The sequence below is a fragment of the Streptomyces sp. NPDC001941 genome, from assembly GCF_040296945.1.
Taxonomy (GTDB): domain Bacteria; phylum Actinomycetota; class Actinomycetes; order Streptomycetales; family Streptomycetaceae; genus Streptomyces.
On record NZ_JBEOYE010000087.1, the window covers coordinates 1 to 23,826 of the forward strand.

Consider the following 23,826-nt stretch of genomic DNA (forward strand, 5'->3'; position numbering starts at 1 on the left):
GCCGCCGGTTTCGTCGGTTTCGTCGGTGGTGGGGTAGCCGAGTGCTGCTTCGTGTCCGGCGTTGTGGAAGGCGTCGTAGATGGCGTCGTGGACGATGTGGGTGCCGGTCTGGGGTGACCAGAGGAAGAGTCCGCGTTCGAAGTACTGGTAGCGGCCCTTGGTGCCGTCGGGTGCGGTGCTGGCGTCGGCTTCGTCCATGGTGGGGAAGCCCCAGCGGCGCTCGGCGTCGGTGGCCCAGAACTTGGTCAGGATGTCGCCGCGGACCGCGTACGCCGCGTCCGGGTGCCAGATGATGATCCCGTTCTCGAAGTGCTGGAACCGTCCGCCGAGCGAGGAGTCGCGCTCGCCCCTGATCGGCGCGCCCAGCACGCCGCCCGCGCCGCCCATGCTGTCGTACTTCACGGCGATGCTTCCGTACGGCATCAGGTCGTCGAGGTTGTTGTAGCGGCGCGGGGTGAAGCCGCGCAGCCCGTTGCCCCAGACCCGTTCCTCGGCCACGTGCCCGTAGTCGTACTCCTCGCGGACCACCGGCTGCGTGCGGCCCTCGTCCGCCCACCGGACGAACAGCGCGACGTGGTCCACGCCGCCCGAGTCCTTCAGGAGCGCGTCGCCCGGCTGCAGGTCGTCCGCCGGGATGTCGAAGGTGACGTTCCACAGGTCCCAGGTGGTCAGCGACCTGCCGAGGTTCCACGCCATCGAGACGTAGCCGGAGCAGTCCGGGCGGTAGCAGCCGAACTGGTTGGGGTGGCAGCCCTGTTGGTCGTACGGGACCTGCTCGGCGATCCACGACCAGGCGCGGTCCATCGCCTCGCCCCGGCCGATCTGGCCGCCCGGCTCCGAGGCCTGGGCGGCGGGCGCCGCGCCGAGCAGGAGCGAGAGGGCGGCGAAGGCCAGAGCCAGCGTCGCGAGCAGGGTCCGCGGGCGTATGGACCGCACAGCGGTTGCGGGCTTCTCGTCGGCCCCGCGCGCAAGGGTCATCGGTCTCATGACTGGTTCCTCGTCAGTTGTTGGTGATCCAGGTGCCCTTGGTGGGGTTCCAGTGGATGGTGGCCTTCTGGAAGCGTTGGGCCTTTCCGCCGCCGGTTTCGTCGGTTTCGTCGGTGGTGGGGTAGCCGAGTGCTGCTTCGTGTCCGGCGTTGTGGAAGGCGTCGTAGATGGCGTCGTGGACGACGTGGGTGCCGGTCTGGGGTGACCAGAGGAAGAGTCCGCGTTCGAAGAACTGGTAGCGGCCCTTGGTGCCGTCGGGCGCGGCGCTGGCGTCGGCTTCGTCCATGGTGGGGAAGCCCCAGCGGCGCTCGGCGTCGGTGGCCCAGAACTTCGTCAGGATGTCCCCGTGCACCGCGTACGCCACGTCCGGGTGCCAGATGATGATGCCGTTCTGGAACAGCTGGAACCGCCCGCCCAGCGACGCGTCCTCCTCCGCGCGCACCGGCCCCCCGAGCACGCCCCCGGCGCCGCCCAGGCCGTCGTACTTCGCGCCGATCGTGCCGTACGGCAGGAACGCCTCGTCGCGCATCGCGACCGCCGTGCCCTCCGCCTGGTCGTACCGGTCCGGGTAGGCCGACCGCTGCACCGCCTGGGCCAGCTGGCCCGCCGTGCTGCCCTCCATCCCGGGCTCCATCTGCTGGGCCACCTCGAAGAACTTGTTGGCCGCGTAGTCCACGTCCAGGCACTGCTCCGGCTCGCACCAGCCCTGCGAGGGGCGCTGCTGGAACACCCCGAGGGAATCGCGGTCGCCGCAGGCCAGGTTGTTCATCCGGGACTCGACCCAGCCGGTCTCGAACCCGGCGAGCATCACCTTGGGCGACACCCCGCGCCGCTGCCCGACCTCGTACACCTTGCGGGTCACCGCGATGTCCCGGTCGGGCGGGATGGAGCAGAACGCGGCGGCGGGGGCGGAGTTGCCGAGCGGGCCCGGGACGTCGTTCGGGCCCGGTGCCCGGACGGGGCTCGCGCCGGCCGCCGTGGTCGAGAGCGCGGTGAGGGCCGCGAGCGAGGCGAGTACCGCGAGCGCTGATCTGGCGCGGCGGGTGCGGGTGACGGGCATGCGGGGACTCCTGTGGTGGGGGGCGGGGTTGGTGAACGCGGTGGCGGGGCCGGTCGTCACGGGTTGATGCCGTCGTACTGCAGCACCCGGTAGGGGGACTGGCCGACCTGGCCGTTCCACTGCGACACGATCAGCGTCAGGGACTGCGCGCTCGCGCTGCCCGGGTGGATGTAGCCGCCGTAGAGGTACGGCAGTTGGGGCTTGCCCCAGTGACTGGCCGGCCAGGTGTTGTTGCCGACGACCTGCGGCTTCGGCGCCGTCCACACGGCGTCCGGGCGCGGCGCGGTCCGGGTGCAGATCGAGTAGTCGACCACGTCGAAGTAGCTCATGCAGTACGTGCCGCCGATCCGCTTCACCGAGAACTCGCCGATGTTGTTCCCGGTCAGGATCGGCGTCGGTCCGACCTGGCGCGTCCACTGCCAACGTCCGTCCAGGTGCGCCCAGTTCTCCTGGGCGCCGAAGTTCCCCGCGCGGAACTCGTCCGGCCAGATGCGGAAGAGCTGGATCGCGCCGCCGTCCGCCGTGTTGTTGTGGCTGCCGTTCCACCGCTTGGAGAAGATGTACAGCCAGCCGTCCGGGTCGATCCCGGCGAACGACCACATGCCGTACATGGACTGGTTGACGCCCTGGGTGTCCCCGGCCCAGTGGTACGGGTAGTCGTGCCAGGTCACGCCGTGGTCGTCCGAGTAGGCCACGCCCGACATCAGCGAGCCGTCGTACCCGGCGGGCGGGCCCCAGACGGCCACCGAGGTGTACTGGACGTAGGTGCGGCCGCCGAACTCGATGCAGTCGTTGGGTATCCGGCTCACCTCGAAACCGTGCCCGTTGTCCGCGTTGTGGGCGTAGTCGAAGAGCTGCCGGGCCCCGCCGCCCGTGGGCATCGCCCAGGTGAAGGAGATCGGCGAACCGCCCGAGGCGTCGAAGTTCGCCTGGGCGAGCATCAGTGGAGAGCCGAGGTACTCGCCGCCGAAGGCCGCCCCGGACCAGGAGTCGCCGAACACGTACCCCCACGTACCGTCGTGTTCACGCCAGTAGGGGATGGCGAGGTCTCCCGATCCCAGGCCCTGGCCCGCCGCCGAGTCGCCGGGCGCGTCGCACAGCGGCGTGCCGTTCTGTCCCTTGAGGGACGGGCCGCGCGTCGCCGCGGCGGCGGTACCGGGCGCGGCGGAGAGCGCCGCCGTGCCGAGCGCGAACCCGGCGCCCGCCCTGAGCAGCGCCCGGCGCGTCGGGGCGGGGCGGCCGGGGTGAGGGGGGATGGACATGCGTGTGCCTCCACGTGGGGTGGGGAGAGGCGGAGCCGGGCCGGCGCGGGAGGGCTCCCGGGTCCCGGCCCGTACGCCGTGGACCGTCTCCGGCCTGTGAACTACCGCACAGGGCAAAAGAGATCGAACCGGAGTCCTCCGCGCGGAGGGCCGGTCGGATGGGCCCGTATGTCCGGTGGTCGAGCAGTCGCACACACGGCGCCCCCGGCTGATTCAAGCCGTTCGCACGTGCCGTGTCGCGGCTCAGGGGCCACTCTGGACAGACCGCGTACAAACCCCGGACAACGCCTCCCCCGGCCGCATCCACGGATTCGTACACGGAGCAGGAGGAACGAACGATGGGACGACAGGAAGAACCGCTGGACCCGGGGAAGGGCCCCCTGGCGGCCTTCGCCCATGAACTGCGGGAGCTGCGCCGCCTGGCGGGCGGCACCCCCTACCGCCAACTGGCTGCCCGCACGCACTACTCGGCGTCCACCCTGGCCGCCGCCGCGGCAGGGCGGCGCCTGCCCAGCGCGGCGGTGCTGGCCGCCTTCGTGACCGCGTGCGGCGGCGACCCCGAGGAGTGGGAGGCGCGCCGCGTCCGCACGCACGCGCTCGTCACGGCACCGGCGGTACCCCCGGCACCCCCGGCATCCTCGGAGGCCTTGCGCGAGGAGGCCGTAAGGGACGAGGACGTACGGGATGAGGGCGTACGGGAGACGGCCAGGCGCCCGGAAGTCCCTGCCCCGAGGCCCCCGTTCACCCGCAGGCCGCTGCTGCTGCGCCGGCTCCTGGGCCTGGTCGTGCTGCTGGTCGTGATCGCGACCACGGGCGCGCTGGTGCGCGGGGACGCGGTCACCGACCGGAGCGGCGCCCGTGCGGAGGGCCCCCGGCCCACCTCCGTACGCGTGACCGGCGTCGCGCTCGACGAGGGGGTGCAGTGGCTGCGGCCCGGCACCGACATCCCGGCCCGCTACCGGCAGTTGATCGTGCGCGCCGGGACCATGTGCTACGTGCCGCAGGTCACCCCCGCCCTGGTGGCGGCGATCCTGAAGGCGGAGAGCGGCTTCGACCCGGCCCTCAGCGACCCCGCCCACGACGAGTACGGCATCGCCCGCTGGACGCCCCGGGTCCTGCGCTACTACCTGCCGCCCGAGGAACAGAAGTCCGTCCCCGTACCGCCGTTCACCCCGGAGGAGTCGATCCCCGCGGTGGGGCGCATGCTGTGCGCCATGGCACCGGAGCTGGAAGGGGTACCTGGGGACCCGGCGCTCAACCTGGCGGCGTCGTACCGCACGGCCACCTGGGTCGTGCAGCGCCAGGGCGACGAGCTGAAGCAGATACGGCCCTACCTCGACCGGGTGCGCCGGAACCTGGCGCACTACGGCCCGCGCGCGAAGCCGGGCCGGCTGACCTGAGCGCCTCACGGGCGGACGGGCCGGTTCTGCCGGACCCCTCGGCAGGGGTCCGGCAGAACCGGCCGCCGTCGCGTCAGCCGATCGTGAGCAGTTTCGCCCGGGCCGGGACGCCCTGGGCGTTGAGCGCGAACAGCATGTACGTGCCCGGGAGCGCGATGCCCGGGTCGGACGGGATCGTCACCTCGTACGAGCCGGAGGTGACTTGACGGTACGTCAGCGGCACCCGGCGCTGGTCGTTGTCCGTCGAGTGCGTCGCCGCACCGGCCCGCACCAGGGCGAACGACGTCACGGCCGAGTCCGTCGTGACGGTCAGCTTCGCGCCGTGGGCGGCCCTGGCCGGGACGCCCCCGGTGATGACCGGACGCGTCTTCTCCGAACCGTCGGCGTTCAGCAGGTACGGCGGCGTGAAGACCGCGCCGTCCGCGTGGTTGGTCGCGCAGTCGCCGCACAGGCCCCCGCCGCCGGAGAAGATCCGGCCGTCGGGGAGCAGGTTCGCCACGCTGTGGTAGTTGCGCGGCACGGCCATGGACGCCATCGGGGTGAACTTCCCGGTGGCCGGGTCCCACAGCTCGGGCGTCATCACGGACGTCGCGTCGCTGAACGGCACCGGGTACGCCTGGCCGCCGAACACCGCGACCTTGCCGTCGGGCAGCACCACGCTGTTGCTGAACGACCGCTGGAACGCCATGTCGCCGGTGCGCGCCGCCACCGGCTGGCCGCCGCCCGAAGCGTCCACCGTGTAGGCGCGGTTGGTGGCGTCCACGTTCTCGTACGCCGTGCCGCCGCCCAGCGTGAGCAGCTTGCCGATGTCGTACGCGACGGCGTTGCCGTTCATCGCGTCGGCGCTGTCCGCGCGCGTACCGGCCGGCGTGATGCTGCCGTTGCCGGTCGTCGTGATCCAGTTCATCTGCTTGCTCGGGCCCAGGTGGAGCACGCGGCCGTTCGACGTGGCGTGGAACCACTGGTGGTTGTCCGCGCGGTACGGACCCCGGGGGTCGGCCGTCATCGTCGTGGTGACCGGGACGCCGCTCAGCTTGCGCCAGGTGCCCGTGGCCGGCGACCACACCTCGGCGTCCTTGCCGCCCTCGCCGCCGCTCCAGGACCCGCCGAGGACGAACGCCTCGCCGTTGGAGAGCAGGGTCATCGCCTGGTAGCCGCGCGGGATGTTCATGTTGCTCGTCGACGTCCAGGCGTCGGTGGCCGGGTCGTAGATGCTGGCCCGCTCGGCGTTGCTGCCGCCGGTGACCAGGACCCGGCCGTCGGTCAGGATGGCGATGCCGGGGCAGAACATGTCGTGCCCGGTGTTGTCGACCCGGCGCTGAGTGATCTGACCGGTCGTCAGGTCCATCACGGCTGTCTGCGTGTAGCCGTTGCTGCCGCCGAACCGGTCCACGGCGTACGCCGACCAGGCCAGCAGCTTGTTGTTGGGCAGCACCGCGGTGGCCACCGGCACCAGCGGGAAGCCGTTGACCCTGCCCCACGCGCCGGAGGAGGCCGGGTCGGCAGGGCCGCCCAGGCGTATCTCCGCCGCCGAGGACCACGGGCCGCGCCCGCCGGCCTCGCTGGTCGCGGTCAGCCGTACGTACCGCGCCTGGACCGTCTGCGTGAACGTGGCTCCCTTGACCGTGTCGTCGTCCTTCCAGGTGCCGGAGGCGACGGGGGAGCCGAAGGTGGTGCCGTCGGTGCTGGTGGTGACCGTGTACGCGCCGATCCTGCCGTTCACGCCCGCGCGCCGCGGCTCGTAGCTCAGGAACGAGACGGCCTGGGTGCGCTTCATGTCGACGGTGATGCTGTGCGGCAGTGGCGCGGCCGTGCCCGACCACTTGCTGTGCCAGAGCGTGCTGCCGTTGCCGTCGAGCACGTTGGCGGCGCGGTTGTCCTCGCTGGTGGACTCCTCGTCGCTGGCGCTCGCCGTCCACCCGGTGCGCACCAGGTCCACGACCCCGGCCGCGGACCCGGGGTCCCCGAGCAGGTTGAGCTCCGCCGCCGACGTCCACGGCCCGCGCCGCCCGGCCTCGCCCGTCGCCGTCAGGCGTACGTAACGGGCCCCGGCGGGAGCGAAGTTGAGGGTCTTGGCGGTGGCGTCGTCGGCGAGCGTGCCGCTGGCGACCGGCTGACCCCAGTTCTGCCCGTCGGTGCTCAGGTGGATCGCGTACTCACCGACCCGGCCGTTGGCGCTGCCGGTGCGCGGCTGGTAGACGAGCGCGGACACGACCTGCGTCTTCTTGGTGTCCAGGGTGATGCTGTGCGGCAGTGGCGCGGGCGTGCCCGACCACTTGCTGTGCCAGATGGTCGCGGCGTTGCCGTCCAGGACGTTGGCCGCGCGGCCGTTCTCGCTCGCGGTCTCCTCGTCGCTGGCACTGGCCGTCCATCCCGTACGGGAGAGCACGGGCGCCGTGGGGACCATCGCCGAGGCGGGCGCGGCCTGGTGGTGCGGCGAGGTTCGTTGCGTGGCGGAGGCGGACAGCGGGTCGGGCCCACGGCGTGCGGTCGGGCTGCCGACCGACGCGGTCAGCGGCAGCAGCACGCTGAGGCAGGCGGTGACGGCCAAAAGGATGAGAGCGCGCGGCAGTTGGGCCGCGCCGGGTCTGGGCAGTGAGGCGAACGATCGACGGGTCACGTGTCCCCCCTCGGACGACGGGCGCGCCGCGCGGTTCCCCACCCGGCGCGGCGACGCAAGGTGCGCATGAACATGCCAGACAGGGGCGTGTGCGTAAAGGGGAACCAAAAGGGACCGAGGTGGGGCGGTGTGGGCGGTGGCGCAGAAGGGCGGTGCGGGGGTTGGGTACGGGGCCGTGGAACCGAACGGGTCGGCGTCGAGCGGTCGTTACTGTCGACCGCTCGACGCCGACGGGGCGTATGGGCGCGTCAGTGCGGACGATTCAGCGAACCGTCACGGTCACCGGCGCGGACGTCCGCTGGCGCAGGGCGTGGCCGTCCTTCGGACCGGTCATCCCGTACACCACCGCGCGGTACGCCTCCGAACCCCGCTTCGTGGCCCTCGGGTGCGAGACGACCCGCGCCTCGCCTCCGCGCGCGGCCACCGCGCCGCAGGTCAGCGGCTTCCACGTGCCGCCCTTGCGCTGTTCGAGGCAGACCTTGACGTACGACGAGGCGTCGTCGTCCCCCTGCGCGCTGACGGTGTACGTCGTGCCGGCCTTCGCCGTGTGCGGGGCGGCTATGGAGACGCCGCCCTTGGCGAACACCGGCCCGGCGGCCAGGGCCACCACGGCGAGGCCGAGCGCCCCGACGACGGCGACGCGCCCGCCTCGTACCCTCGTGTCCGCGTCCGCGTCCGTGTCCGTGGTCGTGCTCGTGTCTGCGGTCGTGCTCGTCCTGGTCATGGACGTTCCTTCCGGTGGTTCTCCCCCACGGGGTGCACCGCACCCCGTCGCCGCGGCACCGGGTGTGCCGCACTGATCCACCAGAGGGGCGAACGCCCCCGGCCCGTTGCCCTTGTCTTGGCAAAGGTGTCTTGGCGAAGACGATCCTGGCCGCGCGTACCGGCGATCACGAAGGAATGAACCTGTCCCGACCGCGCTCCGTCGCCAACGGCCTCCCGGCACGCTGCCGATGTGCGCGAACAAGGAGACAGGACCGTTCCCCGGCAGCGGGAGGCGGCACAGGAAGCCCATCGTCCCCCCGCCCCACCGTCCGCCGGGCCACCCGGCGGACCGGGCGGGCGCCCGGGCGCGGCCGGGGCCCGGCTGCGCTACTGGTTCGACACCACGCTGGCCCGCAGCACCGCCGCCCTGGTCGGCTGGCTCGCCCTGGCCTGCCTGGCCGTGGTCGTCCCGGTCAACGCCCTCCTCGTCTGGACCGACCGGGGCGCGCCGGCCGCCGTGGGCGCGAAGATCGCCGCGGTGTGGCGCAGCACCGGCCAGACCCTGCGGCTCGGCGGTGAAGTGGGGCCGCCCCTGCGGGTGGCCCTCTCGGTGGTCCTCGCCCTGGTCGCGCTCTTCTACGTGTCCACCCTCGTCAGCCTGATCAGCGCGGGCATCACCGACCGGCTGCTGGCCCTGCGGCGCGGGCGCTCCACGGTCGTGGAGAGCGGGCACACCGTCGTCCTCGGCTGGTCCGAGCAACTGCGCACGGTCGTCGCCGAACTGGTGGTCGCCCACGCGGGCCGCCGCTCCGGCGTCGTCGTGGTCCTGGCCGACCGCGACCCCGCCGAGATGGACGAGGAGTTACGCACCGACCTCGGCGACCTCGGCCGCACCCGCCTCGTCCTGCGCAGCGGCCGGCCCACCGACCCCCTCGCCCTCGCCCGCGTCAGCCCCGCCACCGCGGCGGCCGTGGTGGTCCTGCCGCGCGAGGACCCCGCCGAGGACGCCGAGATCGTCAAGACGCTGCTCTCGCTGCGGGCCGTCGTCGGGCAGGAGCGCGAACTGCCGGTCGTGGCGGCGGTGCGCGACGACCGCTACCTGGCCGCCGCCCGCCTCGCCGGGGGCCCGGGCGCCACCGTCCTGGAGGTCGACGACGTCTCGGCCCGGCTGCTCGTCCAGTGCGCCCGCCGCCCCGGCCTCTCCCTGGTGCACCAGGAGCTCCTGGACTACGCGGGCGACGAGTTCCACACCGTGCGCGACCCGGCACTCCACGGCCTGACGTTCCGTCAAGCCTCCGCCGCCTGCCCGGAGTCCAGCGCCGTGGGGATCGTCCACGCGTCGGGCGGCGTGACCCTCGACCCGCCCGCCGCACTGCGGCTGGCCGACGGTGACGGGCTGGTCGTCGTCGCCCGCGACAGCCGCTCCACCCGCCCGGTCCCGGTCCCCGCCCCGTACGACCCCACGGCGGTCGTCGACCGCCCGCCGGCACGGGCGCCGCGCCCCGAACGCGTACTGCTGCTCGGCTGGAACCGCCGGGCCCGGCGCATCGCCGACCAGCTCGCCCGGTCCGCCCCGGCGGGCTCCCGCCTCGACGTGGTCGCCGAGCGCCGGGCCGCCACCGTCACCGGACTGCGGCTCCTGGAAAAGGAGTTGGGCGACACCCTCACGGTCACCCACCGCCCGGGCGACCCCACCGCGCGCGACACGCTCGAGGCACTCGACCTCGCCGACTACCACGCGGTCATCATCCTCGGCCCGGACCGTCGCCCCGGCCACGACGAGCCCGACGACCGCACGCTGGTGACCCTGCTGCACCTGCGGGCCCGGGAGCGCGAGAGCGGGGTGCGGGTGCCCGTCATCACCGAGATGACCGACGACCGCAACCGGCTCATCGCCCCGGTCGCCCCCGGCGCGGACTTCGTGGTGAGCGGCAAGATGATCGGCCTGCTGATGACCCAGATCTCGCAGAACCCGCAACTGGCCTCGGTCTTCGAGGAGTTGTTCGCGCCGGACGGCAACACCATCCAGCTGCTCCCGGCCGCCGGCTTCGTCCGTACGGGCCACCGCGCCGCGTTCGCCACGGTGGCCGAGGCCGCCTTGCGGCAGGGCGCGTGCGCGATCGGCTACCGCAGCGCCGCGCGCTCCGGAGAACCCCCGTGGCACGGCGTACGGATCAATCCTCACAAGGCGTACGCCAGGAGCTGGGAGGAGGACGACCAGGTGATCGTGGTCGCCGACGAACGCTTCTCCCTGCCCTCCCCGCCGTCCTCGCTGGACGGGGAGGGCAGGGAGAGTGGCGTCGCGGACTCTCCCTCGGACTACTTCTGAGGGTTCTCGGCTGCGGGGATGGTGAGTTCGATGGTCTTGGGGGTGGTGAGCATGCCGGTGCCGGGGGTGCCGTTGGACTGGTAGGTCTTGATCTCGTTGGTGGTGGTGTCGACGGCGAGGACGTCGGCCTTGCCGTCGCCGTTGTGGTCGCCGAGGGTCAGGTGCTCGTGGGTACCGAACGGCATGATGGTGACGGGTGCCTTGAAGGGGTTCTTGGTGACGTCGCCGGTGGAGATCCAGACCTTGAGGGTGCCGTTGGGGTCGAGGGCCATGATGTCGCTGGTGCCGTCGCCGTCGGCGTCTCCTGCGGTGGCCTGGGTGAAGTTGCCCCAGTTGGTGAGGTACTGCGGGGGTGCGAAGGGGTTGCCGGTGTCGCCCTTGATGCCGCGCCAGAGGTAGGCCTTGTTCTCGTTGGTGTTCACGGCGGCGATGTCGGCGATGCCGTCGTTGTCGAAGTCGCCGCCGCTGACCTGCTGCAGGTGGGCGGGCCAGTTGGTGAGGGCCTTGGTGTCCTTGGTGAAGGTGCCGTCGCCGTTGCCGCGCCAGAGCCAGGCCTTGGTGCCGTCGGTGGCGACGATGTCGGCTTTGCCGTCGCCGTTGAAGTCGCCCGCGGCGGTGTGGGAGTAGTCCCAGGTGTCGTACAGGACGCTGCCCTTGTCGAAGGTGCCGTCGCCCTTGCCCTTGAACTGGTACAGCTTGCCGTCCGCGTCGTTGCGCGCGACCAGGTCGGCCTTGTCGTCCCCGTCGAAGTCCGCGGTGACGGACTCGGCCAGGTCCTCGGCCTTGAGCTCGGACTCGACCGCTCCGGGGACGGTGACGTTGATGCTCCTGGCCTGCGAGCGGACGCTGAGGTGGGTGCCCTCCGCGCTGGCGGTGGCCTCGATCTTGACGGGGCCGGGCTTCTGGCCGCTGCGGTTCACCGTCCAGCTGCCGCTGCTGGACGCGGTGACGGTCTGCGGGTCGGCACCGTTGAAGGTGACCTCGACCGTGGAGTAGGCCACGGCGTCTCCCCTGATCCGGAAGCCGGGGGTGACGGTGGCCCCGTTGGCGGGACTGCTGAAGGTGGGCTGCCGCATCACCACCTCGTCCTGGGCGACCGACACCGAGGGGCCCGCGACCCCGTCGGCGTCGCGCTGGTGGAAGACGTAGGCGCCGTCCTGGATGGCGCTCTCCGGGATGAACCCGGTGAAGGTGCCGTTCGACGCGACCTTCGCCACCTCGACCCTGCCCGACGTGTCCGCGTACACGGTCGCGCCCGGCGTGCCCGTACCGCGGACGCCCAAGGCGAGCTGACCCTTCGACGAGGGCCGGTTGAAGACGTTGACCTGCTCGATCGTCGGAGCCGCGACCTCGGAAGCCTCACCGTCGGTCCCAGCCCCCTCCCCGGAGGTCGGGGAGGAACCGGGGGTGGAGGGCGCGGTCGAGGCGGCGGGCGAACCGTCGCCCCGCGCGTCGGGACCGGGCTCGGCGGCGACGACCGGCGCCGCGGCCGTGGCGAGGGACGCGGCGGCGAGCGAGGCGATGCACGCCCGGCGCAGCAGGGAACGGCGGGGGAGGGGCTGATGATGCACAGGTGTTCCTGAACTCTTGGGAACCTTGGTCCGGCACCGGGAACGGCGCGGGACGCCATGACCGCTCCACCATTTCCCGCACCCGCGCGGGCCCCATAGCGCCGAAGGATGACAGCGCCCCCGCCCAAAGGGGAGCGCACCGGAACCTTCGAGGATCCGGTCGGCCGCCCGCGTACCCGCCCGGCTACCCCTCGCCCCCCAGCACCCCCACCCCCGGCCCCGACAGGTCCTCCAGCGCCGCGCGCCGCCCGGACACGGCGAGCAGCAGCGACAGCGCGGGTCCGGTCACGGCGGGCCCGGACCCGAGGACCAGCCCGGTGTCGGCCGCCGTGAGCCGCACCCGGCCCAGGAGCTCCTTCGCGCCGCCGAACGCGGCGGGCGTGCGCGTCTGGTGCCGCAGAGCCCGCTCCACCACCTCGCGCGGGTAGGCCCGGCGCAGCCCCAGGGGGCGGCGGACGTCCTCCCCGTGGACGACCTCCTCCACCAGGCGGCTGTCCAGCGGGGCGGGCGGTGTCGACGTGCGGTGCGCGACCCGCCGCAGGCCCTCCAGGGTCCGGGCGGGGGTGGCCCCGCGCTCGCGCGCCACCCCTGCGGCGTTCTGCCGGTCGAAGTCGAAGCGCGCCAGGGCCAGGGCGAGGACGAACCCGGTACGGGTCGTCTTGGCGGTGTCCACGAGGTGGGCGGCCACGTCGTGCACGGTCCACCCGTCGCACAGGGACGGGGTGCGCCAGGCGTCCTCGCCGAGCCGCCCGAGGTCGTCGATCAGGACGGCGCGCTCGGCGTGCACCAGCGCCCAGACGCGGTCGCGGTCGGGGTTGTTCATGTGGGTCCTCCAGTGGCCGGAGCAGGTGAAGGAGGGACCGGTCCCGCGGTCCGAAGTCATCGGAGAGGCGGCCGGCCTTGCGCCCGTGCGGTTGGAACGTACAAGAAATCGCTCAAAAAGGGACGATTCGTCGGGCCGCGCGTAGGGTGTTCAGGGGCTGGTCCCACCCACCTCACAGCTGGAGGCCCCGTGCCCGAGAAGAACGGCCCGTACGCGGCCGGAACACCCTGCTGGATCGACCTCATGGTCCCCGACCAGCAGGCCGCGCTCGACTTCTACCGCGACCTCTTCGGCTGGCAGGGAGAGGCCGGGCCGCCCGAGACCGGCGGCTACGCGGTCTGCACGCTCAAGGGCCGCCCGGTGGCCGGGATCATGGCCGCGATGAACCCCGACGGCACGGTCCCGGACCCCATGCCCCCGGCGGTGTGGACGACGTACCTGGCCACGGACGACGCCGACGCCACCCTCGACAAGGCCGGCGGCGCGGGTGCCCACGTCATCGCGCCCGCCATGGACGTCATGGACCTCGGCCGCATGGCCGTCGTCGCCGACCCGCAGGGCGCGGTGTTCGGGCTGTGGGAGGCGAAGTCCTTCACCGGGGCCGGGATCGTCAACGAGCCGGGCGCGCTGATCTGGAACGAGCTGAGCACCACCGACACGGACGCGGCGGGTCGCTTCTACGCGGAGGTCCTCCCCGTCACAGCGGCGCCCTCCGAGATGCCGGGCGCCAACGGGTACGTGGAGTGGCAGGTCGAGGGGCGTGCCGTCGGCGGCATGATGACGCTCCAGGAGAACGCGGCGGGCGCGCCGCCGCACTGGCTGGCGTACTTCAGCGCGGACGACGTGGACGGCGTCGCGGCGGCTGCGGAGCGCGCGGGCGCGAGCGTCCTCGCGCCGCCGTTCGACATGGCGGCGGGCCGCATGGCCGTGCTGGCCGACCCGCAGGGCGCGGTCTTCGCGGTGATCGCCGCGTCGATGCCGGAGGAGTGAGCGGGGCGACCTCCAAGCCCCCGCGACCGTCCCCCGTACTCGCCCCCCGCACCCGACCCCCGTACACCCGACGACCTACGGAGATCCCGTGATCCAGCCGGAGCAACTCACCGAGCCGACCGTCCGCGCCTTCGTGACCGCGGTCAACGGCGGTGACAAGGAAGGGTTCCGGGCCCTGCTGACCCCGGACGTCACCATGTCCGACGACGGGTCCGACCGGGACGTCGACGACTGGACCGAGCGCGAGATCTGGTCCTCCGACGGCCGCATGCAGGTGGAGAGCGAGTCCTCCGGCGGCCGTGAGCTCGTGGTCGACTACAGCAACAGCACGTGGGGCAGCATGCGCACCACCTGGCGGTTCGACGTCACGGACGACGGCCGCGTCAGCCGCTTCGAGACCGGCCAGGCCTGACTCGACCCCTGGAACCCCCGGAAGGCTCCGGGCCCCGAACCGACCGCCCCGGGAGACGTGAGGACGTCTCCCGGGGCGGTCGTCCGTGCATGCCCCTCGCCGAGTGGGGCCCCCGGCAAAAGTCTGCGCGGCGCAGCCACATGCCCTATTCTTCTGCGTGCCGCAACTATTGCGTAGAGCAGTCTTACGGCTCCGGGCCTACGGACCGGACACCTCGACTCCGCACGTAACGACCCACAGGGGGACCCCATGCTCACCATCGCCGTCACCGGAGCCACCGGAGCCCAGGGCGGAGCCACCGCCCGCGCCCTCCTGGCCGCCGGGCACCGCGTCCGTGCCCTCACCCGCAGTCCCGGCTCGCCCGCCGCCGAAGCCCTGCGCGCCGTCGGTGCCGAGACGCACCGGGCCGACTTCGACGACCCGGCCTCGCTGGCGGACGCCCTCGCCGGAGCCGACGCGCTCTTCGCCGTCACCACCCCCTTCGGCACCGACACCCGCACCGAGACGCGCCAGGGCCTGGCCCTGGTCGACGCCGCCGCGCGCGCCCGGGTCGGGCACGTCGTGTACACCTCCGCCGCGCACGCGGACCGCGCCACCGGCATCCCGCACTACGAGAGCAAGTACCTGGTCGAGCGGCACCTGCGGACGCTCGCGACGCCCTGGACCGTGATCGCTCCGGCCGCCTTCGCGGACAACTTCGCCCACGGCTGGACCCTCGACGGGCTCCGCGACGGCGTCTTCGGCTGGCCGATGCCCGCCCACCAGCCCCTCGCGCTCATCCCCGCCGCCGACATCGGTGCCTTCGCCGCGCTGGTCCTCCAGCGCCGCGACGACTTCGCGGGGCACCGCGTCGACATCGCCTCCGACGTGCGCACCCCCGCCGAGATGGCGCGGGCCCTCGCGGACGCCACCGGCGCCGCGATCGTCCCGCGGGAAGTGCCTCTGGACCAGGTCAGGGCCTGGTCGGAGGACCTCGCGGCCATGTTCGCGTACTTCACCACCACGGGCCTGGACGTCGACGTTGCCGGCCTGCGCCGCGACCACCCCGAGGTGGGCTGGCAGACCTTCGCCGACTGGGCCCGCGCCCAGGACTGGCGGGCCCTGCTGTCGCCGTCGCCCGAGGCCCTGCTGTCCCCGTCACCCGTGGCTCGGCGTGCACGTGCGTAATGGCTCGTTCTGACGCGTCCCACACGGCTCGCGCCCGGACGTACGCGCCGGTAACGCGCTCCGGTACCCCGGCGCACACCCATCCGCCCCGCCCCGGAAGGCCCCGCACCCCCATGCGGAGCCGCCGTTCGGAGTCGTACGCACGCGGCTCGTGCCGCGCCTGTCGTGCCGTACCCCTCGTGCGCTGCCCGGCAGCGGACGCGCGACCCGGTGAGCGGACCGGGTGCGGGCGTCACGCCACGCGGCTGTCCACGCGCCGGCGCGCCGCGCGCGGCCGGGTGTACAGGCGCCCCCGCACCTGTCCCCGGGCCAACCGGTCCATCGCGGCGGGCAGTTCGTGGAACTCGACCTCGGTGGCCGCGGGCGTCAGCGCGCCCGAGGCGATCAGGTCGTACACCTCGCGCAGCTCGTCCTTGCTCGCGCCGAGCGAGCCGATGAGCTGCACGTTGCGGGTCACGACGGAGGCGATCGGCAGCGGCGCCACCGTCTCGCTGAGTCCGACCAGGACGACCCGGCCGCCCGGCCGGACCGCGTCTGCGGCCGCCGCCGTGGTGGCCGCGGCCCCCACGAAGTCGACGATCACGTCCGGTGCCAGCGCCGCAAGGTGCGCGGTGTCCGGCCAGCAGGTGACGGCACCGGCCTCCTCCGCGGCGGCGCGGGCGGCCGGGTTGATGTCGACGCCGTACACCTGAGCGCCCAGGTACTCGGCGATGTGCACGGCGTTGAGGCCGAGTCCGCCGAGCCCGATGACGGCCACCCGCTGGCCCGGCTTCACCGCGCCGGCCGCGCGCACCGCGTGGTAGGCGGTGGCGACCGAGTCGGTGGCGACGGCCGCTTCGGCGAAGGAGACCCCGTCGGGGATCCTCACCAGCGCCGACGCGGGCACCAGTTCCTTCTCCGCGAACGCGCCGTCGCAGCCGACGCCGGGCGCGAAGTCCATCGTCTCGACGGGGTGCACCACCAGCGCGATGCCCACCCGGTCGCCCACCGAGAACTCCTCGACCCCCTCTCCGACCGCCGATATCACTCCGGCGCCCTCGTGCCCCAGGGTCAGGGGCGTGGTCACCGCCAGGCCGGCACCCAGGTCCATGCCCGCGGTGATGTGCAGATCGGAATGGCACAGCCCCGCCGCCTCGATGTCGACCACGACCCACCCCGGACCCGGTACCGGGTCCGGGAGGGTCTCCAGGCTCAAGGGCTTGCCCACTTCGGAAAAACGCATCGCCTTCACTTTGCGCCCCCGCATCCCGCTCGATACGAACACACTTACAGAACTTGTCAGTTCGATTCCCGCCGGCGTGCGCCCCAAGCACTTTCGGCCAAGGTGGCATGAGTGCCGGGCATATGCCGTACGGGTGCGGGGAGCGGGCGACCGGGCCCGGGCCGGACCTGCGGGGGCGGGTGGGCGGAAGGTCAGTCCTGGGGTGTGGTGAAGCTCTCACCCGCCCACAGGTGCCGGGAGAAGTGCTCCGGGTCCGACACGTCGGTGACCTTGGTGTCGAAGACGTGCGTCAGGCGCTTCGAGGGCTCGTGGGCGGGCCAGCCCGGGTCCCCGGTGCGGGCGAAGGCGGTCCACGCCCCGCGCAGGACGCGGGAGAGCTCCACGGCCTCCTGCCGCTTGACCGGGTCCTCGCCGATGAGCAGCGCCGCGAGGTCGGAGTCCACCGTGCCGAAGGTCAGCGGGACGTCCAGGGCGTGGCAGGCGCCCAGGGTCCCGCCGAGTCCCGAGCCGGGCCAGGTGAGTTCGTACGCGTACGACGTGCCGCCGCCCGCGGCGTGCGCCTCCGCGAGCCTGGTCGAGGGCATCCTGAACAGCCAGTCCGAGAGGATCAGGGTGTACAGCTCCGGCGCGACGGCGGCCGGGTAGGCCCTGCGGTACGCGGCCTCCGCCCCGGCGGGCGCCAGGGTCGCCGCGGCGGCGGCGACATCGGCGTCGGACACGTGCTCCCCGCCCCAGCCGAGCGCGGTGAACAGGCGGAACTCGTCCCGCGTGAAGCCCACGACGAGGTCGACGTCCCGCGCGCAGCCCTCGGCGAGCAGCTTCCAGGGGGAGTCGGGCAGCAGCACCCCGTCGACCACCGGCGAGAACGCCGTCGGCGCGAAGGCCAGGCTGCCCCACTCGTCCCGGCGGCGGGTCACGTCCCCCTCGATGAACGCCTCGCCCGCCGCGATCAGTTCCGCCACCGGCGGCGCGGCCATCTCCTCCGCGGTCCACCCGGTGCCCAGCCGGGCGGCGACGCCCCGGCCGAGCCGGCGGGCGAGGTCGAGCGAGAAGAACGTCGAGGGCACGCTCTGCGCGATGGCGCGCCGGAAGAGCCCGCGCGCGGGCGGCGCGGCCAGCAGGGCCGCGACCGACCCGGCACCGGCGGACTCCCCGAACACGGTCACCAGGTCCGGGTCGCCGCCGAACCCCGCGATGTTCTCCCTGACCCACCGCAGCGCGGCGACCTGGTCGAGCAGCCCCCGGTTGTCCGGCCGGTCCGGGAGGCTGCCGAACCCCTCGAAGCCGAGCCGGTAGTTGAGCGACACCACGACGACGCCGCCCTCGCCGGCCAGCCGGGCCGCGTCGTACTCGGGCAGGTCGCTGGAGCCGGACCGGTAGGCGCCGCCGTAGATCCACACCATGACGGGCAGGCCCACCCGGGCGGGATCGGGGCTCCAGACGTTCACGGTCAGGCAGTCCAGGCCGAGTTCGGGCCGCCAGGCGGGCATGCCGGGGACGAGCGGGGCCTGCGGCGGGCGGGCTCCGAAGCGGTCGGCCTCGCGCACGCCGTCCCACGGCTCGGCGGGCTCCGGCGCCCCGAAGCGGCGGGCCCCGAAGGGCGGTGCGGCGTACGGGATCCCCTTGAACGCCCACACCTCCTCCGCCCGGTGTCCGCGGACCGCTCAGGCGGTGGTCCTCACGACGGGCGCGGCCTGTTCGGCCGGTGCGACTGGTCCGGACAACGTGACCTCCTGGAATGTCTTCGGGCTGTCGTACGAACGCTGTGCCGCTCGCCGCGGGCGGTCGTGCGCCGCCTCTTCCCGCGCGGGCCGTCCCGGCGGGCGCCGTCGATGGTCGCGTAGCCCGACCCGCCCCGCAAGAGGGGGAAACCGGATGGCGGGCAGCTCAGTCCTGTACAGAAACCCCCTATTACCATGGGCGCATGAGACGTACCTCCTTCGCGAACTGGCCCTGCTCGGTCGCCAGGACCATGGACCTGCTCGGCGACTGGTGGACGCCCCTGGTGCTGCGCGAGGCGTTCTACGGGATCCGCCGCTTCGACACCTTCCAGCAGGAGCTGGGCATCGCGCGCAACACCCTGTCCGAAAGGCTGCGCCGCCTGGTCGAGGCGGGGCTGATGGAGAAGCGGGTGTACGAGACGGCGCCGGTGCGCCACGAGTACCTGCTCACCGAGTCGGGGCGGGAGTTCTACCAGGTCATCCTGGTGATGACCCGCTGGGGCGACCGCTGGCTCGCGGAGGACGCGGGCCCGCCCGTGCTCACCCGGCACACGGCCTGCGACCACGACTTCCAGGCCGAGGTGGTCTGTTCGCACTGCAAGGGCCCGGTCGCCTGGCAGGACGTCGTGCCCCGCCCGGGACCCGGCTACCCGTCCAGGCTCCTGAGCCGCCCGGACATCCGCGAGCGCTTCGGGCTCGACGGGGCGGATGGCGGCAGGGACGCGGACAGAAGTAGCGGGGGCGCGGCGGAGGCCTGACTTCAACGGGGTTCTTCTCAAGCGCATTTGATGACGCCAGAAGACCCGGCGACCGCCTTGACGAGTGAGTCCATCTACGCAACTGTGGAGCTCCCTTCAGGGTTCTGGTCAAGGGAGACCGTGTGGACCTCCAAGAACCGCCTGGCGTGGCCCAGTTCCGTACCGAGGTCCGCGACTTCGTCGCCGATCTCGTGCCTCCCGGCTGGTCCGGCCTGGGAGCGCTCGACCTGCCGGGCCGCGCGGCCTTCACCGCTCGGGCCCGGGCGGCCCTCGCCGAACGCGGCTGGCTGGCGCCGACCTGGCCGCGGGAGTACGGGGGCGGCGGGCTCGGCGCGGCCGAACAGATCGCGCTGGGCCAGGAGTTGGGTCGAGCCGGGGTACCCACCGGGGGCGAGGCCGACGCGTTCGGGATCAGCATGTTGGGCAACACGCTGCTGCGCTGCGGCCCCACGGAACTGTGCGCGCGTTTCCTGCCGCGGATCCTCTCCGGTGAGTACGTGTTCTGCCAGGGCTTCTCCGAGCCGGGCGCCGGCTCCGACCTGGCCGCGCTCAGCACCAGGGCGGTGCTGCGGGAGGACGGCTGGGTCATCGACGGGCAGAAGCTGTGGTCGTCGTCCGCGCACCTGGCCGACTGGATGTTCGTCCTGGTCCGCACCGACCCGCAGGGTTCGCCGTACCGGGGCATGAGCCTGCTCCTGGTGCCGCTGGACCAGCCGGGGGTGGAGATCCGGCCGATCCGCAACATCACCGGGGAGACGCACTTCAACGAGGTGTTCTTCACCGGAGCCAGGACCGCCGCCGACCTCGTCGTCGGCGGGGTGGGCCGGGGCTGGCAGGTCGCGATGACCCTCCTGGGCTTCGAGCGGGGCGACACTTACACCCTGATGCCGGTCAAACTGCGCGACGAGCTCGACCGGTTGGTGGACGCGATCCTGGCGCGCGGCCTTCAGGACGACCCCGGCATCCGACGGCGCCTGGCCTGGTGCCACGTGCGGGTCGAGGAACTGCGCTGCCACAGCCTGCGCCTGGCCACCCGGCTCGTCGCGGGGGAGGAGCCGGGCCCCGAGGCGGCCGTCGTCAAACTGCTCACCAGCGAGTACCACCGCGAGGCCACCGAGTTGGCCATGGACGTCGTGGGCCAGGACGCCCTCGCGCCCGAGGGCACCGCCTCGCCGAACTGGTTCTACACCGACGACGCGGGCGCCCCCGACACCTCCGCCTCCTGGACGAGCGTCTACCTCAACGCTCGCGCCGCCACCGTCTACGGCGGCAGCTCCCAGGTCCAGCGCGGCATCATCGGCGACCTCCTCCTCGGGCTGCCGAAGGAACCCCGGGCGAGGGCGACGGGCTGACGCCCGTACCTCGTTGGCCGGGTCCGCTCGCACCGCGCCGACCCGGTCCGCCCCCTGGCACCTGAGTCCCCCGCCCACCACCCCCTCACGGAGCGGCCATGCGTTTCGCCCTGACCGACGAGCACCGGGAACTCGCCCGCACCACCCACCGGCTCCTGACCTCGCGCCGAGGGGACTTCCCGCCCGCGTTCGGCGCGGCTCCCCGGCTCGACCGTCGGCTCTGGCGCGACCTGGCCGACCTCGGCCTCCTGGCCCCGGCGGTCCCGGAGAAGCTGGGCGGCACCGGCGCGGGACTCCTGGAGGCCGCCGTGGTGACCGAACAGGCGGGCGCCGCGCCCGCCCCGGTCCCGTACCTCCCGCTCGCCGTCGCGGCGGAGCTGCTGGTCGAGGCCGAGGCGCACGGCGGGGGCGACACCGCCGCCGCGCTGCTGGCGGGGGTCACCGACGGGTCGCTCGTGGCGGTCCCGGCCTGGGAGACCTACCCGGCGCCCGTGGTGACTCGGCCCGGCGCGGACGCGCTCAGCTTGGCGGGCGGGCGGGTGAGCGGTCGGCTGAAGGCGGTGCCGTTCGGCGACGAGGCTGATGTGCTCCTCGCCTTCGCGGCGGGGTCGCTGGTGGTGGTGCGCCTGGACGGGCCCGGGGTGGAGTGCGCGCCGCGCGACGGGCTGGACGTGATGGAGCGAGTGGCGTCCGTACGACTCGACGCGGTGGAGCCGGAGTTGGTGGTACGTATCCCCTTCGGCGACCGGGTCCTGTCCGCGCTGTGGACGTACCACGCCGCCGAACTGGTCGGTCTGGCCCAGCAGGCGCTGGACAGCGCGAGCGCGTACGCGCGCGAGCGGCACCAGTTCGGGCGGCCCATCGGCTCCTTCCAGGCCGTCAAGCACACCCTCGCCGACCGCCACGCCGAGGTGGACTCCGCGCGGCTGCTGGTGCACTGGGCCGCCGCGACCGGTGACCCGCACGCGGCACGGGTGGCCGTGCAGTCGGCCGGCGACGCCGCCGACGCCGCCACGGGGGACAACCTCCAGGTCCACGGCGGCATGGGCTTCACCTGGGAGGGCACGGCGCACGTCCTGCTCAAGCGCGCCCGCGCCCGGCGCGCGCTGCTCGGCACCTCCGACCGTCAGCTCGACGCCATCGCCGACCGCGTCCTGAACCACCGGAGCGTCCTGACCCCCCGGAGCCGAGGAGAACGATGATCATCCGCAGCCCGTACCCGGACCTGGCCATCCCGGACACCGCACTGCCCGCCTTCGTCTTCGAGGGCCTGGGCGCGCAGGACGCGGACCGCCCGGCCATCACGGACACCGCCGGGAACGGGTACACGTACGGCCAACTGGTGCACGCCGTGGGGCGAGTTGCGGCGTGGCTGGCCGCGCGCGGCCTGGGCAGGGGCGACGTCGCCGCCCTGTTCTGTGCCAACTGCCCCGACTATCCGGTGCTCTTCCACGGGGTGCTCGCCGCCGGCGCCGTGGCGTCCCCGGCCAACGCCCTCTACACCCCGGCCGAACTGGCCCACCAGCTCCGGGACGCCCGGGCGCGCGTGCTGTTCACCTCGGCGACCCACCTGGAGCGGGCGCGGGCCGCCGTGGCCGAGGCCGGCGTCATCGTCCAGGAGATCGTCGTGCTCGGCGAGCCCGCCGGAGTGCCGGGCCCGCTCCCCGAGACGGCCTTCGCCGAGGTGCTCGCTACCGACGCGCCCGCGCCCGATGTCGCGATCGGCGGGGACGACCTGGCGGCGCTGCCCTACTCCTCGGGCACCACCGGACTGCCCAAGGGCGTGATGCTCACCCACCGCAACCTGGTGGCGAGCGTGCTGCAGACGGCGCCGCTGCACCGGCTCGGCCCGGACTCCCGCGTGCTGGCCGTCCTCCCGCTGTTCCACATCTACGGGATCACCGGCCTGATGAACATCCCCCTGCGCGCCCGGGCCCGCGTGGTCACCATGGAGCGCTTCGGCCTCGTCCCGTTCCTCGCCGCGATCGAGCGGCACCGCGTCGACCACCTCTACATCGCGCCGCCGGTCGCCCTGCACCTGATCGAGAGCCTGCTGGTGGACACGTACGACCTGAGCAGCGTCCAACTCGTCACGAGCGCCGCCGCGCCCCTGGACTCCGCGGTCGCGCGGGCCCTCGCGAAACGGCTCGACGCGACCGTCGTCCAGGGTTACGGGCTGACCGAGTCCAGCCCCACCACGCACGGCATCCCCGCGGACCGCACGGACCTGGACCGCGGGTCCATCGGGGTGCTCATGCCGAACATGGAGGCCCGCGTGGTGGACCCGGTCACCGGCGAGGACGCGGCCCCCGGAGGGCGCGGCGAGCTGTGGTGCCGGGGCCCGAACGTGATGCGCGGCTACCTCGGCAACCCCCGGGCCACCGCCGCGACCGTCGACACCGACGGCTTCCTGCGCACGGGGGACGTGGTGACGGTGGACGAGCAGGGGGTCTTCCACGTGGTGGACCGCCTCAAGGAGCTGATCAAGTACCGGGGCCACCAGGTGGCCCCGGCCGAACTGGAGGCGCTGCTCCTGACCCACGAGGGGATCGCCGACGCGGCGGTCATCGGCGTGCGGCACGGGGGCGAGGAGGTCCCGAAGGCGTTCGTGGTCCGCGCGCCGACGCACCCGGGCCTGACGTCCGACGAGGTCAGCACGTACGTCGCGGCGCGGGTCGCACCGTACAAGAAGGTGCGTCTCGTGGAGTTCCTCGACGAGATCCCCAAGTCACCCTCGGGCAAGATCCTCCGCAGGAACCTCCGCACCCGCACGCCGGCACCCTGACGGGGACGGCCGCGACGATCACAGTTCGGGCGTGCCGCCGCGGTCCCAGTGGACGAGCTCGGCCATCATCCGCAGCTGATCGGCACGCACGGTCAGGCGGCTCGCGCGATCCGCGCCCCGCGTCCGCAGCCCGGCCGCCCGCAACCGGGGAAGCAGTGCGCCCAGGACCGCGGCGGCCTCCGGATGGGGCCGGCCGGCGGCCAGGTAGGCGTCGACCTGCGCGGTGACCTCCCGTTCGAGGTCGGTCAAACCGTCGCGTCGCAGCTCCTCGGCCGTGGGCACGGGCAGGCACGACCAGCGCAGCACCATCGCCCGGTGCGCGTGGTGCTGGTCGGGCCCGGCCCACCGGGGCGCGGTGAGCCACGCCCGGTCGGTTGCCGTGGGCGTACGGCGGTGGACCGTGCGCTTCTCCCGGGCCCGGCGCCGCGCGAACGCGGCCCGCTCGGCGGTACGGGCGTCCCGGCTGCGCTCCAGCAGCTCGAGGGCCGCCACCATGGCCCGGGGATCACGGCGGATGTCACCGCCGAGGCCCAGGAAGTCACGGGTGGACCCGTACCCGAAGGGGCAGTACAGCACGATGGCGCTGCCGAGCGCCGACCCGCGCCGGGCCACGGTCAGGCGCTCGTCGCGGACCCGGCGGGCATGGACGTTGAAGCTCATCG

General features: G+C 73.3%; 18 protein-coding genes and 1 pseudogene. 9 read left to right on the forward strand and 10 right to left on the reverse strand.

Annotated elements, in window-relative coordinates; all coding sequences use genetic code 11:
- The 3 genes from ABT160_RS37070 to ABT160_RS37080 all read right to left on the reverse strand — a co-directional run.
- Positions 1-987: hypothetical protein (locus ABT160_RS37070; protein ID WP_351652540.1), on the reverse strand; the 987-nt coding region annotated here is incomplete at its 3' end.
- Between the two features lie 13 nt (positions 988-1,000).
- On the reverse strand, positions 1,001-2,047 hold the full coding sequence (locus tag ABT160_RS37075; protein ID WP_351652542.1) for an LGFP repeat-containing protein: 1,047 nt from the start codon (positions 2,045-2,047) through the stop codon (positions 1,001-1,003).
- 56 nt (positions 2,048-2,103) lie between these two features.
- Entirely contained in the window at positions 2,104-3,309 is a 1,206-nt protein-coding gene (locus tag ABT160_RS37080) for a glycoside hydrolase family 183 protein (protein ID WP_351652544.1), read from the reverse strand.
- 338 nt (positions 3,310-3,647) lie between these two features.
- Here ABT160_RS37080 and ABT160_RS37085 point away from each other — a divergent pair, with 338 nt between their 5' ends.
- Positions 3,648-4,709: a helix-turn-helix domain-containing protein gene (locus ABT160_RS37085; protein ID WP_351652546.1), complete on the forward strand. Its 1,062-nt coding sequence runs from the start codon at positions 3,648-3,650 to the stop codon at positions 4,707-4,709.
- Between the two features lie 73 nt (positions 4,710-4,782).
- Here ABT160_RS37085 and ABT160_RS37090 read toward each other — a convergent pair whose 3' ends face one another.
- Positions 4,783-7,329 carry a galactose oxidase family protein gene (locus ABT160_RS37090; RefSeq protein WP_351652548.1) on the reverse strand — a complete coding sequence of 849 codons (2,547 nt, stop codon included), beginning with the start codon at positions 7,327-7,329 and terminating at the stop codon, positions 4,783-4,785.
- A gap of 262 nt (positions 7,330-7,591) precedes the next feature.
- Positions 7,592-8,053, reverse strand: coding sequence for a hypothetical protein (locus ABT160_RS37095; protein ID WP_351652550.1), 462 nt, complete (start codon positions 8,051-8,053; stop codon positions 7,592-7,594).
- 231 nt (positions 8,054-8,284) lie between these two features.
- Between ABT160_RS37095 and ABT160_RS37100 the strand changes: the two genes are divergently transcribed.
- Positions 8,285-10,363: a CASTOR/POLLUX-related putative ion channel gene (locus ABT160_RS37100; RefSeq protein ID WP_351652552.1), complete on the forward strand. Its 2,079-nt coding sequence runs from the start codon at positions 8,285-8,287 to the stop codon at positions 10,361-10,363.
- Here ABT160_RS37100 and ABT160_RS37105 read toward each other — a convergent pair.
- Both ABT160_RS37105 and ABT160_RS37110 read right to left on the reverse strand, forming a co-directional pair.
- Entirely contained in the window at positions 10,354-11,934 is a 1,581-nt protein-coding gene (locus ABT160_RS37105; protein ID WP_351652554.1) for an FG-GAP repeat domain-containing protein, read from the reverse strand. The two genes, ABT160_RS37100 and ABT160_RS37105, sit on opposite strands and share 10 nt — an antisense overlap.
- Before the next feature lie 184 nt (positions 11,935-12,118).
- Entirely contained in the window at positions 12,119-12,757 is a 639-nt protein-coding gene (locus ABT160_RS37110) for a maleylpyruvate isomerase family mycothiol-dependent enzyme (protein WP_351652556.1), read from the reverse strand.
- A gap of 189 nt (positions 12,758-12,946) precedes the next feature.
- Here ABT160_RS37110 and ABT160_RS37115 point away from each other — a divergent pair, with 189 nt between their 5' ends.
- The 3 genes from ABT160_RS37115 to ABT160_RS37125 all read left to right on the forward strand — a co-directional run bounded on the left by ABT160_RS37115 (position 12,947) and on the right by ABT160_RS37125 (position 15,326).
- On the forward strand, positions 12,947-13,747 hold the full coding sequence (locus ABT160_RS37115) for a VOC family protein (protein ID WP_502984370.1): 801 nt from the start codon (positions 12,947-12,949) through the stop codon (positions 13,745-13,747).
- 88 nt (positions 13,748-13,835) lie between these two features.
- Positions 13,836-14,159: a nuclear transport factor 2-like protein gene (locus ABT160_RS37120; protein WP_351652558.1), complete on the forward strand. Its 324-nt coding sequence runs from the start codon at positions 13,836-13,838 to the stop codon at positions 14,157-14,159.
- A gap of 249 nt (positions 14,160-14,408) precedes the next feature.
- A complete protein-coding gene (locus tag ABT160_RS37125) occupies positions 14,409-15,326 on the forward strand; it encodes an NmrA/HSCARG family protein (protein WP_351652559.1) in 918 nt (305 codons plus the stop codon).
- Between the two features lie 232 nt (positions 15,327-15,558).
- Here the strand turns inward: ABT160_RS37125 and ABT160_RS37130 are convergent, their stop codons facing one another.
- Together ABT160_RS37130 and ABT160_RS37135 are read right to left on the reverse strand one after the other, a co-directional pair.
- Entirely contained in the window at positions 15,559-16,548 is a 990-nt protein-coding gene (locus tag ABT160_RS37130) for a zinc-binding dehydrogenase (protein ID WP_351652561.1), read from the reverse strand.
- Between the two features lie 191 nt (positions 16,549-16,739).
- A pseudogene (locus tag ABT160_RS37135) lies at positions 16,740-18,197 on the reverse strand (carboxylesterase/lipase family protein); the annotation flags it as partial.
- A gap of 275 nt (positions 18,198-18,472) precedes the next feature.
- Here ABT160_RS37135 and ABT160_RS37140 point away from each other — a divergent pair.
- The 4 genes from ABT160_RS37140 (at position 18,473) to ABT160_RS37155 (ending at position 23,164) form a co-directional block, all read left to right on the forward strand.
- Positions 18,473-19,027: a winged helix-turn-helix transcriptional regulator gene (locus tag ABT160_RS37140; RefSeq protein WP_351652563.1), complete on the forward strand. Its 555-nt coding sequence runs from the start codon at positions 18,473-18,475 to the stop codon at positions 19,025-19,027.
- Positions 19,028-19,173: 146 nt separating this feature from the next.
- Positions 19,174-20,379 (forward strand): acyl-CoA dehydrogenase family protein, encoded by a 1,206-nt coding sequence (locus ABT160_RS37145; protein WP_351652565.1) that lies wholly within the window; start codon positions 19,174-19,176, stop codon positions 20,377-20,379.
- A 98-nt stretch (positions 20,380-20,477) separates the two neighbouring features.
- The gene (locus ABT160_RS37150) at positions 20,478-21,581 is read left to right on the forward strand and encodes an acyl-CoA dehydrogenase family protein (RefSeq protein ID WP_351652566.1); all 1,104 of its coding nucleotides are present in this window, start codon (positions 20,478-20,480) and stop codon (positions 21,579-21,581) included.
- Positions 21,578-23,164 carry an AMP-binding protein gene (locus ABT160_RS37155; protein ID WP_351652568.1) on the forward strand — a complete coding sequence of 529 codons (1,587 nt, stop codon included), beginning with the start codon at positions 21,578-21,580 and terminating at the stop codon, positions 23,162-23,164. The genes ABT160_RS37150 and ABT160_RS37155 overlap by 4 nt, the downstream gene beginning before the upstream one ends.
- Positions 23,165-23,182: 18 nt before the next feature.
- Here ABT160_RS37155 and ABT160_RS37160 read toward each other — a convergent pair whose 3' ends face one another.
- The gene (locus ABT160_RS37160; protein ID WP_351652570.1) at positions 23,183-23,824 is read right to left on the reverse strand and encodes a hypothetical protein; all 642 of its coding nucleotides are present in this window, start codon (positions 23,822-23,824) and stop codon (positions 23,183-23,185) included.
- Between the last annotated feature and the right edge of the window lie 2 nt (positions 23,825-23,826).